Source organism: Flavobacterium sp. LHD-85 (assembly GCF_030929595.1).
Lineage (GTDB): Bacteria > Bacteroidota > Bacteroidia > Flavobacteriales > Flavobacteriaceae > Flavobacterium.
In genome coordinates this window covers 17,342-33,770 of record NZ_JAVFVR010000017.1, presented here as the reverse complement: position 1 = coordinate 33,770, position 16,429 = coordinate 17,342, and the positions used below count along the sequence as shown (strand labels likewise).

Here is a 16,429-nt window from a genome sequence, read left to right as displayed (position 1 = left end):
ATAAAGTTACAATATTAGCTTTTACATAATTTAATAAGTATGTTATATAATTATTACCAAAAGACTCCATGCAATATTTGTATCTTTGCCAGCAAGAAATTATCGATTAAAGATGCGAATTGACATTATTACTCTTTTACCTGAATTATTAAGAAGTCCGTTTGAGGCTTCAATTATGAAACGCGCCATTGATAAAGGTTTAGTCGAAGTGCATTTTCACAATCTTCGTGATTATAGCACAAACAGACAGAAAAGTGTAGATGATTATCCTTTTGGCGGAGGTGCTGGAATGGTAATGACAATTCAGCCTATTGATGATTGCATCACATATTTGAAAAGCCAGCGCGAATACGACGAAGTAATTTATATGTCTCCTGACGGCGAAACCTTAAACCAGAAAATGGCCAATAAAATGTCTATGTATGAAAACATTATCATTTTATGCGGACATTATAAAGGTGTTGATCAAAGAGTTAGAGATCATTTTATTACAAAAGAAATTTCTATTGGAGATTACGTTCTATCTGGAGGAGAATTGGGTGCCATAGTTTTATCTGACGCTTTAATCCGACTAATTCCTGGAGTGTTAAGTGACGAAACCTCAGCATTGACTGATAGTTTTCAGGACAATTTGTTGTCAGGACCAATTTATACAAGACCTGCAGATTATAAAGGATGGAAAGTTCCAGAGGTTTTAACCAGCGGGCATGCGGCCAAAATTGACAAATGGCGCGAAGACAAAGCGTACGAACATACTAAAAACAGGCGTCCAGATTTGTTGGAAGGCCATTAGAAAAGTGCTCAGTTTTCAGTCGCAGTATTCAGCCTGATAAAACTGAAACTGAAAACTAGAGAAAAAATGAATCTAAAACGGATCTATAATACTCGTAACTATATTGAGACAAATTACAATCAAATTATCTCAATAAGTGATCTTGAAGATATTTCCAGTTACTCTTATAGAAATTTACAGCGTGTTTTTTATTCTTTATTTCAGGAAACAATTGGTGCTTATCAAACCCGACTGAAAATAGAAAACGGATATAAAAAACTTTTATATTCTAATAAACAAATTTCAGATATTGCTCTTGAAATTGGCTTTGCAGATGTACAGTCTTTTTCTAAAGCTTTCAAAAAACACTTTAATTGTCCGCCTTCTGCAGCGCGAAATCAAAAAGAATTGCTGTTAAATGATTTTCATCCGCAAGAACCTGTTTATAATATTTTAGATCCTGAAATTGTTTTCATTCCAGAAATAACAGCTTATTATTCTAGCTGCAAAACTTCATACATTAATCCTGAGATAGAAACTCTTTGGGATACTTTATTAGAAAATGAAATTAAAGAGCCCATTTCAGATTTCTTCGGTATTATTACAGACGATATTCTAATTACCGAAAAATCGAAATGCACGTATGAAGCCTGTATCGTTACTGAAGCTATTATTAGAAATCTTCCAATAAAAAAACTTTTTGGAGGCAGATATGCTCGTTTTCTCCATCATGGATCTTACGAAACTTTGGAAAACACTTATCAGCAAATTTTTGGCGGATGGTTTCTTAGTAATAATATCGAAATATCTCATTTACCAGTTATTGAGCAGTATATCAAAAACGATTCAAATTGCAAAACGCCAGCCGATTATCTTACAGCTATTTATATTCCTCTTGCTTAATTTGTCCATTTTGGACAACTGGGTAATTACTATTTAGAAATACTTTTGTCCTGTCAAATTATCGATAAAAATGGCACTAACATTAAAAATTAAATCAACTAAGATGGAAAAGCTTTTTTTAACATTATTCTTAATTCCTTTAATTTCTTCTTGTCAAGGAGATGAAATAGATACAATTACAGATAAAATAGAAGACACCGAAGTTATGTACACCATGCCAGAAGAATCGGCTCCACATGAAGGAACTTGGTTGCAATGGCCACATCAATATCAGTACGGAATTGATTATAGAAATGATTTAGATGCTACTTGGATCGCCATGACTAAATCTTTAATAACAGGCGAAAAAGTTTTTATTATCGCCTACGACCTTGTTGAGAAAAACCGAATTGAGGCTTTATTGCAAGAATCAGGAGTTTCATTATCTTCTATCGAATTTAAAATTTACAAAACCGATGATGTTTGGGTAAGAGATAATGGACCTATTTATGTAAAAGACAAAAACAATCAGTTAGTAATTCAAGATTGGGGATTTAATGGCTGGGGTAAAAAAGCAGCTTTCCAGAATTGCGACATGATTCCTTCGCAAATTGCCACAGATCAAAAAATCGCAGTTTTAGATTTAAACAAAACAATGATTAATGAAGGTGGAGCTGTAGAAATAGACGGAAATGGCACTTTAATGGCAACTAAAAGTTCAATACTAAATTCAAATCGAAATCCTTCAATGACACAGCAACAAGCCGAAGCGAATTTTAAAAAATATCTTGGAACAACTCATTTTATTTGGCTAGACGGCAAAGCAGGAAGGGAAATTACCGATATGCATATTGATGGATTTGCTCGTTTTGGCAATAAAAACACCATTGTAACCATGAATGAAAATGATTTATTATACTGGGAAGTTCCACAAAATGACATCAGTACCTTATACCATTCAAAAGACAAAAACGGTAAAAATTATACTTTCTTAAAATTGCCATTGTCTAAAAATAATGTTGTCACAACTTATGGTAAAAACTTAGGGTACAAAGGTTCTTATGTAAACTTTTATATTGGAAACACAGTTGTTCTCGTTCCAAATTATAATGATCCAAATGATATTGTAGCCAATCAGCTAATTCAAAGTTTGTATCCTACTCGAAAAGTAATTGGTATTGATGTTCGAAATTTATATGCAAACGGAGGAATGATTCATTGTGTTACACAGCAACAGCCGAAGTAAAAAAATAAATTTCAAAAATTCTAAATTCCAAATTCCAAACCTCAAATAATCAATCAATTAAAAAATTAGAATTTGGAATTTTATTTCTTGGAATTTTATTTTTTTCAAACTATCTTTGCACCCGAATTTGACCAACCTCTGGCGAGATCCGTGAATGTTGCTCTAATATAAAAACCATAATTTAAATTATCATGGCAGATTTATTAAAATTCGTTCAAGACGAATTCGTTGCTAAAAAAGATTTCCCAGATTTCGGAGCTGGAGACACAATCACTGTTTTCTACGAAATTAAAGAGGGTGAAAAAACAAGAACTCAGTTCTTTAAAGGAGTTGTGATTCAAAGAAGAGGTTCTGGAGTTACAGAAACTTTTACTATCCGTAAAATGTCTGGATCTGTTGGTGTTGAGCGTATCTTCCCAGTAAACTTACCAGCTTTACAAAAAATCGAAGTTAACAAGAAAGGTGCTGTACGTAGAGCTAGAATTTTCTACTTCAGACAACTTACTGGTAAAAAAGCTAAGATTAAAGATAAAAGAAGATAATCATTTATCAAAATGTTATAAAAAACTCGTTTCATACTGCTTGAAACGAGTTTTTTTTATGTTCTATTTTCATCACTAACAAAACTGTAATTTTTTAATACCAAAATCATCGATTTAGCAATTTAACGAGCTCGAAATAACAATCTGTTAATTTCATCTTTTCTCTTCAAAACTCAACCGTTTTCGTTGTGATTTTATTATATTTGCTCCGCTCATTTTGAGCCGAATATATCTTTTACATCGTTAACTCCTGACGATACGATTATAAAAAAAAAAGAAAATGACAAAATCAAAAATTTTTTACACCTTAACTGATGAGGCGCCTCTATTGGCAACGTACTCTTTGTTACCAATTGTTCAAGCTTTTACAGCAACAGCTGGAATTGAAATCGAAACCAGAGATATTTCGCTGGCAGGAAGAATTTTATCAAACTTCCCAGATTCTTTGACAGATGCTCAGAAAACTGGAGATGCATTGGCAGAATTAGGCCAATTAGCAACTCAGCCAGAAGCAAACATTATCAAATTACCAAACATTTCAGCATCTGTACCACAATTAAAAGCGGCTATTGCTGAATTACAATCGCACGGATACAACGTACCAAATTTCCCAGAAGATCCACAAAACGATGCTGAAAAGGAAATTAAAGCAAAATATGCAAAAGTATTAGGTTCTGCTGTAAACCCAGTTTTACGTGAAGGAAACTCTGACCGTAGAGCTCCAAGAGCAGTTAAAAACTTTGCTAAAGCAAATCCACACTCAATGGGTGCTTGGTCAGCTGACTCAAAAACTAAAGTGGCTTCTATGTCAGGCGGTGATTTTTACGGAAGTGAAAAATCTGTTACTGTAAATGAAGCAAACGATGTAAAAATCGAATTTGTTGCTAAAGACGGAACTACAACTGTTCTTAAAGCAAGTACTCCATTAAAAGCTGGAGAAATTATTGACAGTTCTGTTTTAAGCGTAAGCAAATTAAAAGCTTTTGCTGCTGATGTTATCGCTGAGGCGAAAGCTGCAGGAGTTTTACTTTCTGTACACTTAAAAGCTACAATGATGAAAGTTTCTGATCCAATTATCTTTGGCGCTATCGTTGAAGTATATTTTGCAGATGTTTTCAAAAAATACGCTTCTTTATTTGCTGAATTAAACGTTGACACAAGAAACGGTTTAGGTGATATCTACGCTAAAATCGCTGGAAGACCTGAGCAAGCAGAAGTTGAAGCTGCTATCGATCAAGCAATCGCAAACGGTCCAGCTCTAGCAATGGTTAATTCTGATAAAGGAATTACAAACTTACATGTTCCATCTGACGTAATTGTTGATGCTTCTATGCCAGCAATGATTCGTACTTCTGGACAAATGTGGAACAAAGAAGGAAAAGCGCAAGATACATTTGCTGTTATTCCAGACCGTTCTTATGCTGGAGTTTATACTGCAACAATCGATTTCTGTAAAAAACACGGTGCTTTTGACCCGAAAACAATGGGAAGTGTTCCTAACGTTGGATTAATGGCTCAAAAAGCGGAAGAATACGGATCTCACGACAAAACGTTCCAAATTAAAGGTGACGGTGTTGTACGTGTGGTTGATGCAAATGGAAATGTTTTAATGGAGCAAAACGTTGAAGCTAATGATATTTTCAGAATGTGTCAGGCAAAAGACGCTCCTATTCAGGACTGGGTTAAATTGGCTGTAAACAGAGCTCGTTTATCTAGCACTCCTGCTGTTTTCTGGTTAGACGAAAACAGAGCACACGACAGAGAATTGATCGTAAAAGTTCAAAAATACCTTAAAGACTACGATACTACAAACTTAGATATCCGTATTTTAAACCCAGTTGCTGCTACAGAATTCACTTTAGACAGAATCATTAAAGGTTTAGATACTATTTCTGTAACTGGAAACGTTTTACGTGACTACTTAACAGATTTATTCCCAATTTTAGAATTAGGAACTTCTGCAAAAATGCTTTCTATCGTTCCTTTAATGAACGGTGGTGGATTGTTCGAAACTGGTGCCGGAGGTTCTGCTCCTAAACACGTTGAGCAATTTACAGAAGAAGGATATTTACGTTGGGATTCATTAGGAGAGTTCTTAGCTCTTGGTGCTTCATTAGAGCATTTAGGACAAACTTTAGACAACTCTAAAGCAATTGTTTTATCTGAAACATTAGACCAAGCAAACGATAAATTCTTAGCTAACGATAAATCTCCTGCTCGTAAAGTAGGGCAGATTGATAACCGCGGATCTCACTTCTATTTAGCATTCTACTGGGCTCAAGCTTTGGCTGCTCAAACTAAAGATGCTGAATTAAAAGCTATCTTTACTCCAATTGCTGCCGAATTTGAAGCTAACGAAGCTAAAATCGATGCAGAATTAATCGGTGCTCAAGGTAAAGCTCAAAACATTGGAGGTTACTACCAGCCAACACCAGAATTAGTAAGCAAAGCAATGCGTCCAAGCGAAACATTCAATGCTATTGTTGCTAAAATCAAATAATTCAGAATACAATTTTGTATTTCTAAATAAACAAAAAGGACAACTCACAAGGTTGTCCTTTTTTTATCTTAACTTATGTTTAACAAAAGTTCCGTAAGAATATGTAGTAAGAATTTGTTAACTATGTAAATCAAAATCAATATAATGATTACAAAAAATACCTGCGCATTTTTTCTTTTTATTTTAACGATTTTTACCTCATTTGCGCAAGAAAAATTCACTCTTAGCGGAACTATTACTGACAGCCGAAATAACGAAACTCTAATTGGAGTTTCCATCTATATTCCTTCGCTAAAAATTGGAACTACAACAAACGAATACGGATTTTACTCGCTTTCTGCCCCTAAAGGAAAATACGAAATTGAAATCAGTTACACTGGTTATCAAGCCATTCAAAAAACCATAATTTTAAATCAGAATACAAAAAGTAACTTCGCAATCAAAGAAGGTGGCGAAGAACTTCAAGAAGTCATTATTACAGAAAATAAAGGCAAGACAAACATTAAATCGCCAGAAATGAGCGTTAACAAGCTCTCTATTTCAACCATAAAAAAAATGCCCGTGGTTTTAGGAGAAGTCGATGTTATAAAATCGATTTTACTGCTTCCAGGGGTCACCAATGCAGGCGAAGGCGCTTCTGGATTTAACGTTCGCGGAGGCGGTGCCGATCAGAATTTGATCCTTTTGGACGAAGCAACGATTTTTAATTCTTCCCACGTTTTTGGATTCTTTTCCGTATTTAATCCCGACGCCATTAAAGATCTAAAATTGTACAAAGGAGGAATTCCTGCGCGTTATGGCGGCAGAGCATCTTCGGTTTTAGAAATCTATCAAAAAGACGGAAGCAGCAAAGATTTCCATATGAATGGCGGAATTGGCTTAATATCGAGCCGTCTTCTTGCTGAAGGTCCGATTGCAAAAGACAAAGGTTCATTTTTAATTGGAGGAAGAGCTTCTTATGCGCACCTTTTTTTAAAACTCTCTGAAGACAATAAAAATAATTCAGCCTATTTTTACGACTTAAACACCAAATTAAGCTATAAACTTAACGACAATAACAGCCTTTACTTATCAGGTTATTTTGGGCGCGATGTTTTCAGATTAAATAAAAGCTTCACTAATACTTACGGAAATTCTACTTTAAATTTCAGATGGAACCATTTGTATTCCGACAAATTATTCTCCAATCTTTCTTTAATTTACAGCGATTATTATTACGGTTTAGACCTTGATTTTGTGGGATTCAACTGGGATTCTGGCATTAAAAACTACAATATCAAATACGATTTCAAACATTATCTTTCAAATAAACTAAAACTGAATTACGGCGTAAACGGAATCTATTATCAATTTAATCCAGGAACAATTAAACCAAGCGGCGAAGATTCTGGAATCAATCCGGATCAATTGGATAAAAAATACGCTTTTGAACCTTCTGTTTACATAGATGCAGAAAGTCAGCTTTCTAAAAAAATTACTGTTGCATACGGCTTACGTTATAGCTTATTTTATAGATTAGGCGCTTCCACTATTAATTATTACAATAATAATCAAGCAGTTGTCTTCAATAGCAATATGCAGATTTACGAAAAAGGAACACCAACTTCAACGCAGTATTTTGGCAAAAACAAAGTCATCCAGAGTTATGGCAATCTCGAACCGCGTTTTTCGATTTCTTATCAATTAAATGACGATCAAGCCATAAAAGCGAGCTATAACAGAATGGCACAGTATCTTCAATTAATTTCCAATACTTCGTCTCCTACCCCGCTAGATGTCTGGATGCCGAGTGATAATTACATCAAACCTCAACTTGCAGATCAGGGAGCAATTGGATATTTTAGAAATATTTATAACGGAGCTTATTCACTAGAAGTCGAAACTTATTACAAGAAAATACAAAATAGGTTAGATTATATAGACGGAGCCGATCTAATAGCCAATAATGCCATTGAACAAGTCATTTTAAACGGTCACATGCGCTCGTATGGTTTAGAACTGATGATAAAGAAAAACAAAGGGAAATTTAACGGATGGATTTCGTACACAATTTCCAAGTCAGAACAGCAGACTCCTGGAAGAACTCCCGAAGAAACAGGAATTAATAATGGCCAATGGTATGCTTCTGCTTACGACAAAACGCATAATCTTGCTATTACATCGGCTTACAACTTAAACGAAAAATGGTCTTTTGGTGCTAACTTTGCTTTGCAGTCAGGACAGCCAGTTACTTATCCGAATGGCCAATACGAATATTTAGGAATTACGGTGCCAAGCTACGGTTTGCGAAATGAAAATAGACTTCCTGCTTATCATCATTTGGATATTTCTGCAACTTTGACTCCAACAAAAAATAAAGATAGAAATTGGAAGGGAGAATGGGTTTTCAGTATATACAACGTTTACAATCGTATGAATGCCGCCTCGATTAACTTTCGCCAAAATGTTGATACAGGTGTAAATGAAGCTATTAAAACATCTATTTTTGGAATTGTTCCAGCGGTTAGTTATAATTTCAAATTCTAAAAAATCAATACAAAAACTAAAATTATAAATATGAAAAAATTAGTTTTTTTAATTGTGCTTTTCACATCTTCATTCTTCACAAGTTGCGAAGAGGTTGTTGATGTCGATTTAGATACAGCCGCTCCAAAATTAGTAATTGAGGCTGCCATTAATTGGGAAAAGGGAACAGCAGGAAACGAACAGACAATAAGACTAACTACAACGGCTGGTTATTTTGAAAACGTAATTCCAACTGTTTCTAATGCAATTGTTTATATAGAAAACAGTAAGAAAGAAAGATTTAATTTTATCGAAATTAAAAAGACAGGACAATACGTATGCTCTAATTTTACACCCGCTATTGACGAACAATATACACTAACCGTAATTAGCAGAGGAAATAGATACATCGGAACGGAAATTTTAAAATCAATAGCGCCCATTACCCGAATAGATCAAAATAACGAAGGTGGTTTTACAGGGCAAGATATCGAAATAAAAGCATTTTATAACGATCCTGCCGATGCAGATAATTTTTATCTCTACAAATATTTATACCCTAATAAAGTCAAGTCAATCTATTATGTAGATGAGGATAAATTTTTTAATGGAAATGAATTTTTCAGCCTTTCTGATGATGAAGATTTGCAAATTGGAAGTGAAATCGAAATAACGCACTACGGAATCTCAAAACAATATTATAATTATATGAGCATTTTAGTCAGTATTGCTGGAAGCAATTTTGGCGGACCGTTTCAATCTCCTCCTGCCACTGTAAAAGGAAATATGGTCAATGTAACCAATAAAGATAATTACCCGTTAGGTTATTTCTCATTAAGTGAAACCAGTACAAAAAAATATAAAATTCAATAATTATGCGACCGCTAATCAAAACCTTAACCGAAAAAAAACTAGTCGGACATTTTATTGAAATGTCTTTTATAGAAAATAAAACTTTTCAATTATGGAGTGGTTTTATGCCAAATAGAAAAGAAATACAAAATGTAATAAGTCCTAATTTATATTCTTTAGAAGTATATGAAAAAGATCATTTTGACAATTTTGATCCGAATGATATTTTTCAGAAATGGGCAGCAGTAGAAGTTTCAGATTATTCAACTATCCCAGAAGGAATGGAAACACTAATTATTCCAACTGGTTTATATGCCGTTTTTCTTCATTTAGGACCAGCAACAGAAGCCCACAAAACCTATCATCATATTTTTGCAGAATGGCTTCCCAAGTCTGATTACACGGTTGATGACAGGCCTCATTTTGCAGTAATGAACGAAAGGTATAAAAAAGATGATCCAACTTCTGAAGAAGAAATCTGGATTCCGATAACAAACAGAAATTAATTGAGTGAAATTTGTTATTTATATGAATTATAAAAATTACTCAGACAAAGATCTTGAGGAAGCTTATATTACTATGGTTGATTACTCAGGAAAAGCTAGCAAGGAAATACTTTTGGAAATAAATAACAGAGGAGGTATTAACCTGTTTCTATCTACTCTGGAATCCAATAAAATTAATAAAGAAGAAATACAAAGAATAACAAAGGAAGTGTATGATTTGAGTAATGATTATTCTAATTTGAACTTCATAAAACAATTTATTAAATCAGACGTACTAAATTCCATTGAGTTAAATAATTTAGTCATCTCTAAATTTAATGAACATCAAGCAATTCTAAAAGATAGAGAAATTAATCAAAAAACAATTTACGGAAGTTTAGCAGGAATGGCTTTAGGAATTATAGTCAGTTTAATTTTCTATATTTTGATTATTAACCTTTTAGAAAAATTTATATATTATCCTATTATAGCTGTATATTTCATTTGTTATCGAACTATTAAAATCATAACTAAACAAACAAGAGATAATACATTTGTATTTCTAACATCACTTACGGGAACAATACTAACGTTGATTTGCCTTTTCTTCATTTACCGTTAATTCAAATAAAACAATGCCAATACAAACTTTAAAAACACTTTTCAATAGAGATTTAGACAAGCTAAAATTTGAAATAGAATCGTACGAATTCGAAAAACAAATTTGGGCAATTGACAAAAACATCTCCAATTCAGCAGGAAATCTTTGTCTTCATTTAATTGGAAATCTAAACACTTATATTGGTGCAGAAATAGGCAAAACTGGCTATGTGCGAAATCGTCCTTTAGAGTTTTCTTTAAAAGATATTCCAAAATCAGAATTAATTCAGAAAATTGAAGACACAATTTCAGTTGTAAACAACGCTCTCGATAATCTGACAGAAGCCGATTTAGAAGCGACTTACCCACAAATTGTTTTCGAAAAAGAAATGTCGACCGGATTTTTCTTAATTCATCTTTCAACTCATTTAGCTTATCATTTAGGACAGATAAATTATCACAGAAGACTACTAGATTTCTGATTCTAGATTGTAAACATTACCTTTGCAACACATTCAAAAAAACATACATGTCATCACATCATATAGTCCGAGACGATCAGGAACCTGCTTTAATCATTGCAAATGGCGCTGCCTGCGATCCTGAATTATTAGGGCAATTGCTAGAATGGTCTCCGTTAGTTGTCGTTCTAGATTCGGCTATTGAAAGAGTGATTGAATTAGGCATAAAAGTCGACGTTTTATTGGGTGATTTTGACCGCGGATTTGATCCTGAAATCTATAAAACTTCACAATTTCCAATCGAAATCGTTCATACCCCAGATCAAGACAAAACCGATTTAGAAAAAGCTTTTGATTATCTTATCGAAAGAAAAATTCCTGCCGCAAATGTCGTTTGGGCAACTGGAAAACGTGCCGATCATACCATTACAAACCTTACACAAATTGTTCGCTATAGAGATTTACTTAAAATTGTAATCCTCGACGACCATTCCAAAATATTCCTGCTGCCAACAAAATTTGAAAAATGGTATACAGCAAAAACACCAATTTCGTTAATTCCGATTGGTGTTGTAAACGGAATTTCTTCAGTCAATTTAAAGTACGAATTAAACAACGATACGCTCACAATGGGCTACAGAACCGGAAGCAGTAATTCTGTCGAAAAAGACGGAATCGTAACCATTACACATCGTGAAGGCGATTTGCTTTTAATGGAATGTTTTGATTAGAAGCATTAAAAAGTAAAAAGTCCCAGCGGGACGAAATATTTATAGATTAAAATGTTTTGATCTAATTAAAGCTCCAGCGGAGCGACATGTGTTTATGTCGCTCCGCTGGAGCTTTTACCTTAATAATAAATTAAACTAGCTATAAATATTACGCTCCTCTGGAGCCTATCCTCAAAAAAGGAATACCTATCTTTGCACTTGAAATCAATGAAAATGAAAGCAAACGACAATTCCGAAAAAAGCAATTTACACCCAAGAAATCTTCATCGAGACCGATATGATTTCGAAAAACTGATATCAGATTGTCCAGAATTAAAAGCTTTTGTTTCCATCAATAAACACGGAATCGAAACCATTGATTTTAGTAATCCGCTTGCTGTAAAAACTTTAAACAAAGCTTTATTACAAACCTATTACAATATTCAAAACTGGGATATTCCTAAAAACTATCTTTGCCCGCCAATTCCTGGACGTGCAGATTACATTCATTATATCGCCGATTTATTAGCCGAAAGCAACAATAATCAAATTCCAGAAACCTCGCATGTTTTAGGATTAGATATCGGAACAGGCTCAAATTTGATCTATCCGATATTAGGAAATTCAATATACAATTGGAGTTTCGTAGGAACAGATATTGACAAAAAATCAATTGAAAATTGCGCTAAAATTATTGAAGCCAATCCAGAATTAATCGATTCAATTAGTTTACAACAGCAAACAGAACCACGATTTATCTTTAAAAACATTATCACGCCAGAAGATCGTTTTGCATTCACGATGTGTAATCCGCCCTTTCATGCCTCTGCCGAAGAAGCGAATAAAAGCACTTCTAGAAAAGTTTCGAATTTAAATCCGAAGGAAAAAAGAAATGCAAATCCAGTTTTAAACTTTGGCGGACAAAATGCAGAATTATGGTGTAACGGCGGCGAAATCGGATTCATCACACAAATGATTTACGAAAGTGCCAAATATCCTTCTCAGGTTTTATGGTTCACAACTTTGGTTTCCAAAAAAGAAAATCTTCCATCGATTTATAAAACTTTGAAAAAAGTAAATGCCTTTTCGGTTAAAACAATCGAAATGTCTCAAGGACAAAAAAACAGCAGAATTGTGGCTTGGAGTTTTTTTAATAGTTCTGAACAAAAATCTTGGACTTTAAAAAACTCAAATAATTATAATAAAGATTTAAATTCTGCCGAAAAAGATATAAAAGAAGGAAAGTCTTATTCACATTCTGAAATCAAAGATAAAATTGAACAATTGAAGAAGAAATAATTTAGCAGACATTGCTAAAATCTCTAGTCTCATTCATCCTCTAAAAAACATATTCTACTGATTTCCAATACCAAAATCTTGATTTTACAGTTTACTTTTGCTACATTTATTGTAAATTATTTAAAATCAAGATCATGGCTGAATACATTGGTTATCTCGCATCTGTTTTTATTGTCGGAGGATTTTTGCTGAAAAACCTCAGAGCAATCCGTTTTATTAATATGTTTGGCTGCATCTGTTTTGTAATTTATGGCATCTTCTTAAACGATTACAGCGATTTCAATCAATGGCTTTGGCCAGTAATTATTCCGAATGCCATATTAGCATTTGTTCAGATTTATTATCTGACTTCCAAAAACGACAAATCTTAAAATTATGATACTTTAAAATAAAATTCTGATACACTTTTCGCCCACTCTACCCGTAACTTTAAGCTGAAAATTGAATTTTATTACGATGTTAAAAATATATTCCCGCTTAGCTATTGTACTTTTTTTAGTGATAAGTTGCGCTTCAAAAAAAGCAAAATTTGAAGATTACGTTTTTAAAACCAAAAGTGAAGAAGTAAATTATCAAACTGCTTATGATAAAGCTCTGAAACTTTGGAACATTCCGTATACCGAAGAAGATGTAAAAACTAGTTTTGGAACCGCACATGTTGTAATGGCTGGACCAAAAAACGGAAAAGATCTGGTTTTACTTCACGGAATGGACGCCAGCTCTACCATGTGGTACCCTAATATTCAAGCTTTCGCTAAAAATCACCGCATTTACGCTATCGATTTTATAATGGAACCCAACAAGTCTAACTTAACCGCAAAACCACTTTCATCAGATGATATTGTTGCTTTTTACAATGAAGTTTTTGCTTACTATAAATTAAAAAAATTTGATATAATTGGGGCTTCACGCGGTGGATGGATTGCGACATTATTAGCCATTCAAAAACCAAATTCAATTGATAAAATTGTTTTGTTGAGCCCAGCACAGACTTTCAAATTTCTTGATAAACCTAGAAAAACGACTTCGGCATTAATGCTGAAACTTTTTCCAAGCGAAAAAAAATTCAGTAAAACATTAAATACTTTTTCAACTCATCCAGAAAACATAAGCCGTATTTACAAAAGGCAATTCTATTTGGCCAATAAATATGCAAAATCCAATTCCAGCATGTTAAAAATGATGCCTTTTTCAGATAAAGAATTAGAATCTATTCAAAATCCTGTTTTAGTTTTAATTGGCGATAAAGACATTATTAATTCCGAAGAAAGTTTAGAACGAGCACAGAAACATTTATCAAAAAGCGAAACAAAAATCATCAAAGACGCAGGTCATTTTCTAACTATCGATCAGCCAAAGATTGTAAATGATGCAGTAATTAATTTTTTAGATTAAGAGTTTTTTTGCCAAACATTTTACAAATGTGCTTTGCATTTACATTGGTTCAGAAATAAAAAATTAATGCAAATTAGTACAATTCGGAACAGACTTTAAACTACTTACTTATACAAACTTCGTATCTTTACAAAACCAAATTTTCAGTATACGCAAATGAAATTTCAAGTTTCCTCAGAATATAGTCCAAAAGGAGATCAGCCGCAAGCCATACAAAAATTAGCGCAAGGTGTAGTCGACGGAGATAAATATCAAACTTTATTGGGAGTTACAGGCTCGGGAAAAACATTTACCGTTGCCAATGTAATTCAGGAAGTGCAAAGACCAACTTTAGTTCTGGCGCACAATAAAACTTTGGCCGCTCAATTGTACTCTGAGTTCAAGCAATTTTTTCCAAATAATGCCGTCGAATATTTCGTTTCCTATTACGACTATTACCAGCCAGAAGCTTTTATGCCTGTAACAGGAGTTTTCATTGAGAAAGATTTATCTATCAATGAAGAATTAGAAAAAATGCGTTTGAGCACTACTTCTTCCCTGCTTTCAGGAAGACGAGACGTTTTGGTTGTAGCTTCGGTTTCTTGTCTTTATGGTATCGGAAATCCTGTCGAATTTCAGAAGAACGTAATTGAAATTAAACGAGATCAGGTCATTTCGAGAACTAAACTATTACACAGTTTGGTTCAAAGTTTATACGCCAGAACTGAGGCAGATTTTAACCCAGGAACTTTTAGAATTAAAGGAGATACAGTTGAAGTTTATCCAAGCTATGCCGATGATGCGTATCGAATTCATTTTTTTGGAGATGAAATAGAAGAAATCGAATCATTTGATGCTAAAACTTCTCAGGTCATAGAGAAATTTCAGCGATTAACGATTTACCCTGCCAATATGTTTGTGACTTCTCCAGAAGTTTTACAAGGCGCGATTTGGCAGATTCAACAAGATTTGGTGAAGCAGGTTGATTATTTTAAAGAAATAGGAAAACATCTGGAAGCCAAACGTTTGGAAGAAAGAACCAATTTTGATTTAGAAATGATTCGCGAATTGGGCTATTGTTCTGGAATTGAAAATTACTCAAGATATCTTGACGGACGTGAAGCAGGAACCAGACCTTTCTGCTTATTAGATTATTTTCCAAGCGATTATTTAATGGTCGTAGACGAAAGTCACGTAACCGTTTCGCAGGTTCATGCCATGTATGGAGGCGATCGAAGCCGTAAAGAAAACCTTGTGGAATATGGTTTCCGTTTGCCTGCCGCAATGGACAACCGTCCGTTGAAATTTGAAGAATTTGAAGCTTTGCAAAATCAGGTAATTTACGTTTCTGCAACTCCTGCGGATTACGAATTACAAAAATCTGATGGTATTTATGTTGAGCAGATTATTCGTCCAACCGGATTATTAGACCCAGAAATTGAAGTTCGTCCGAGTTTAAATCAGATTGATGATTTGATTGAAGAAATTCAGGTTCGATGTGAATTGGACGAAAGAGTTTTGGTAACCACTTTGACCAAAAGAATGGCCGAAGAATTGGCAAAATATTTAACCAAAGTAAATATTCGATGCCGCTATATCCATTCTGAAGTAGATACTTTAGAGCGTATCGAAATTATGCAGGATTTACGAAAAGGTATTTTTGATGTTCTTATTGGAGTAAACTTGCTTCGTGAAGGTCTGGATTTGCCAGAGGTTTCACTTGTTGCCATTTTAGATGCCGACAAAGAAGGCTTCTTGCGTAATCATAGATCTTTGACACAAACTATTGGCCGTGCTGCAAGAAACTTAAACGGTAAAGCAATTATGTATGCAGATAAAATTACGGCAAGCATGCAGCGGACAATTGACGAAACCAATTATAGAAGAACCAAACAGATTAATTTCAACGTAGAAAACAATATAACTCCTCAGGCATTAAACAAAAAAATCGAAAGCGCATTCACCAAAAATCCATTGGTTGAATACGAATTAGGTCATCCTATTCCTGTTGCTGCTGAACCAGAAACGGCTTATTTATCTAAAACGGAATTAGAGAAAATGATTCGTGAAAAACGTAAAACGATGGAAAAAGCCGCTAAAGAATTGGATTTCTTGCAAGCCGCTAAACTTCGTGATGAAATTAAAAAACTTCAGGAACAATTACCTTAAAAAGCTTATTTAAAAAAAGTTAAAAACTATTC

General features: G+C 33.9%; 15 protein-coding genes. All 15 read left to right on the top strand.

The window, feature by feature from the left end:
* The first annotated feature begins 112 nt into the window (after nucleotides 1–112).
* The 15 genes from trmD to uvrB all read left to right on the top strand — a co-directional run bounded on the left by trmD (nucleotide 113) and on the right by uvrB (nucleotide 16,397).
* Nucleotides 113–793 carry a tRNA (guanosine(37)-N1)-methyltransferase TrmD gene (gene trmD / locus RB618_RS21135; RefSeq protein ID WP_308070613.1) on the top strand — a complete coding sequence of 227 codons (681 nt, stop codon included), beginning with the start codon at nucleotides 113–115 and terminating at the stop codon, nucleotides 791–793.
* A gap of 66 nt (nucleotides 794–859) precedes the next feature.
* Nucleotides 860–1,675: an AraC family transcriptional regulator gene (locus RB618_RS21130; RefSeq protein ID WP_308070612.1), complete on the top strand. Its 816-nt coding sequence runs from the start codon at nucleotides 860–862 to the stop codon at nucleotides 1,673–1,675.
* Between the two features lie 103 nt (nucleotides 1,676–1,778).
* On the top strand, nucleotides 1,779–2,900 hold the full coding sequence (locus RB618_RS21125; RefSeq protein WP_308070611.1) for an agmatine deiminase family protein: 1,122 nt from the start codon (nucleotides 1,779–1,781) through the stop codon (nucleotides 2,898–2,900).
* Nucleotides 2,901–3,091: 191 nt separating this feature from the next.
* Nucleotides 3,092–3,442, top strand: a complete 351-nt coding sequence (gene rplS, locus RB618_RS21120) for a 50S ribosomal protein L19 (protein ID WP_008462155.1) — start codon at nucleotides 3,092–3,094, stop codon at nucleotides 3,440–3,442.
* A gap of 280 nt (nucleotides 3,443–3,722) precedes the next feature.
* Nucleotides 3,723–5,942, top strand: coding sequence for an NADP-dependent isocitrate dehydrogenase (locus RB618_RS21115; RefSeq protein WP_308070610.1), 2,220 nt, complete (start codon nucleotides 3,723–3,725; stop codon nucleotides 5,940–5,942).
* Nucleotides 5,943–6,086: 144 nt separating this feature from the next.
* Entirely contained in the window at nucleotides 6,087–8,468 is a 2,382-nt protein-coding gene (locus RB618_RS21110; protein WP_308070609.1) for a TonB-dependent receptor, read from the top strand.
* Between the two features lie 30 nt (nucleotides 8,469–8,498).
* Complete coding sequence (locus RB618_RS21105) at nucleotides 8,499–9,320, top strand: DUF4249 domain-containing protein (RefSeq protein WP_308070608.1); 822 nt, start codon at nucleotides 8,499–8,501, stop codon at nucleotides 9,318–9,320.
* Between the two features lie 2 nt (nucleotides 9,321–9,322).
* Entirely contained in the window at nucleotides 9,323–9,805 is a 483-nt protein-coding gene (locus tag RB618_RS21100; RefSeq protein ID WP_308070606.1) for a GyrI-like domain-containing protein, read from the top strand.
* 22 nt (nucleotides 9,806–9,827) lie between these two features.
* Entirely contained in the window at nucleotides 9,828–10,406 is a 579-nt protein-coding gene (locus tag RB618_RS21095; protein WP_308070605.1) for a hypothetical protein, read from the top strand.
* A gap of 13 nt (nucleotides 10,407–10,419) precedes the next feature.
* Nucleotides 10,420–10,866 carry a DinB family protein gene (locus RB618_RS21090; protein WP_308070604.1) on the top strand — a complete coding sequence of 149 codons (447 nt, stop codon included), beginning with the start codon at nucleotides 10,420–10,422 and terminating at the stop codon, nucleotides 10,864–10,866.
* 47 nt (nucleotides 10,867–10,913) lie between these two features.
* On the top strand, nucleotides 10,914–11,576 hold the full coding sequence (locus RB618_RS21085; protein ID WP_308070603.1) for a thiamine diphosphokinase: 663 nt from the start codon (nucleotides 10,914–10,916) through the stop codon (nucleotides 11,574–11,576).
* Between the two features lie 213 nt (nucleotides 11,577–11,789).
* Complete coding sequence (gene rlmF, locus RB618_RS21080; RefSeq protein WP_308070602.1) at nucleotides 11,790–12,854, top strand: 23S rRNA (adenine(1618)-N(6))-methyltransferase RlmF; 1,065 nt, start codon at nucleotides 11,790–11,792, stop codon at nucleotides 12,852–12,854.
* A 134-nt stretch (nucleotides 12,855–12,988) separates the two neighbouring features.
* Nucleotides 12,989–13,225, top strand: a complete 237-nt coding sequence (locus RB618_RS21075; RefSeq protein ID WP_308070601.1) for a uroporphyrinogen decarboxylase — start codon at nucleotides 12,989–12,991, stop codon at nucleotides 13,223–13,225.
* Nucleotides 13,226–13,310: 85 nt separating this feature from the next.
* Complete coding sequence (locus RB618_RS21070) at nucleotides 13,311–14,249, top strand: alpha/beta hydrolase (RefSeq protein ID WP_308070600.1); 939 nt, start codon at nucleotides 13,311–13,313, stop codon at nucleotides 14,247–14,249.
* A gap of 156 nt (nucleotides 14,250–14,405) precedes the next feature.
* On the top strand, nucleotides 14,406–16,397 hold the full coding sequence (gene uvrB / locus RB618_RS21065) for an excinuclease ABC subunit UvrB (RefSeq protein WP_308070599.1): 1,992 nt from the start codon (nucleotides 14,406–14,408) through the stop codon (nucleotides 16,395–16,397).
* Nucleotides 16,398–16,429: the final 32 nt, after the last annotated feature.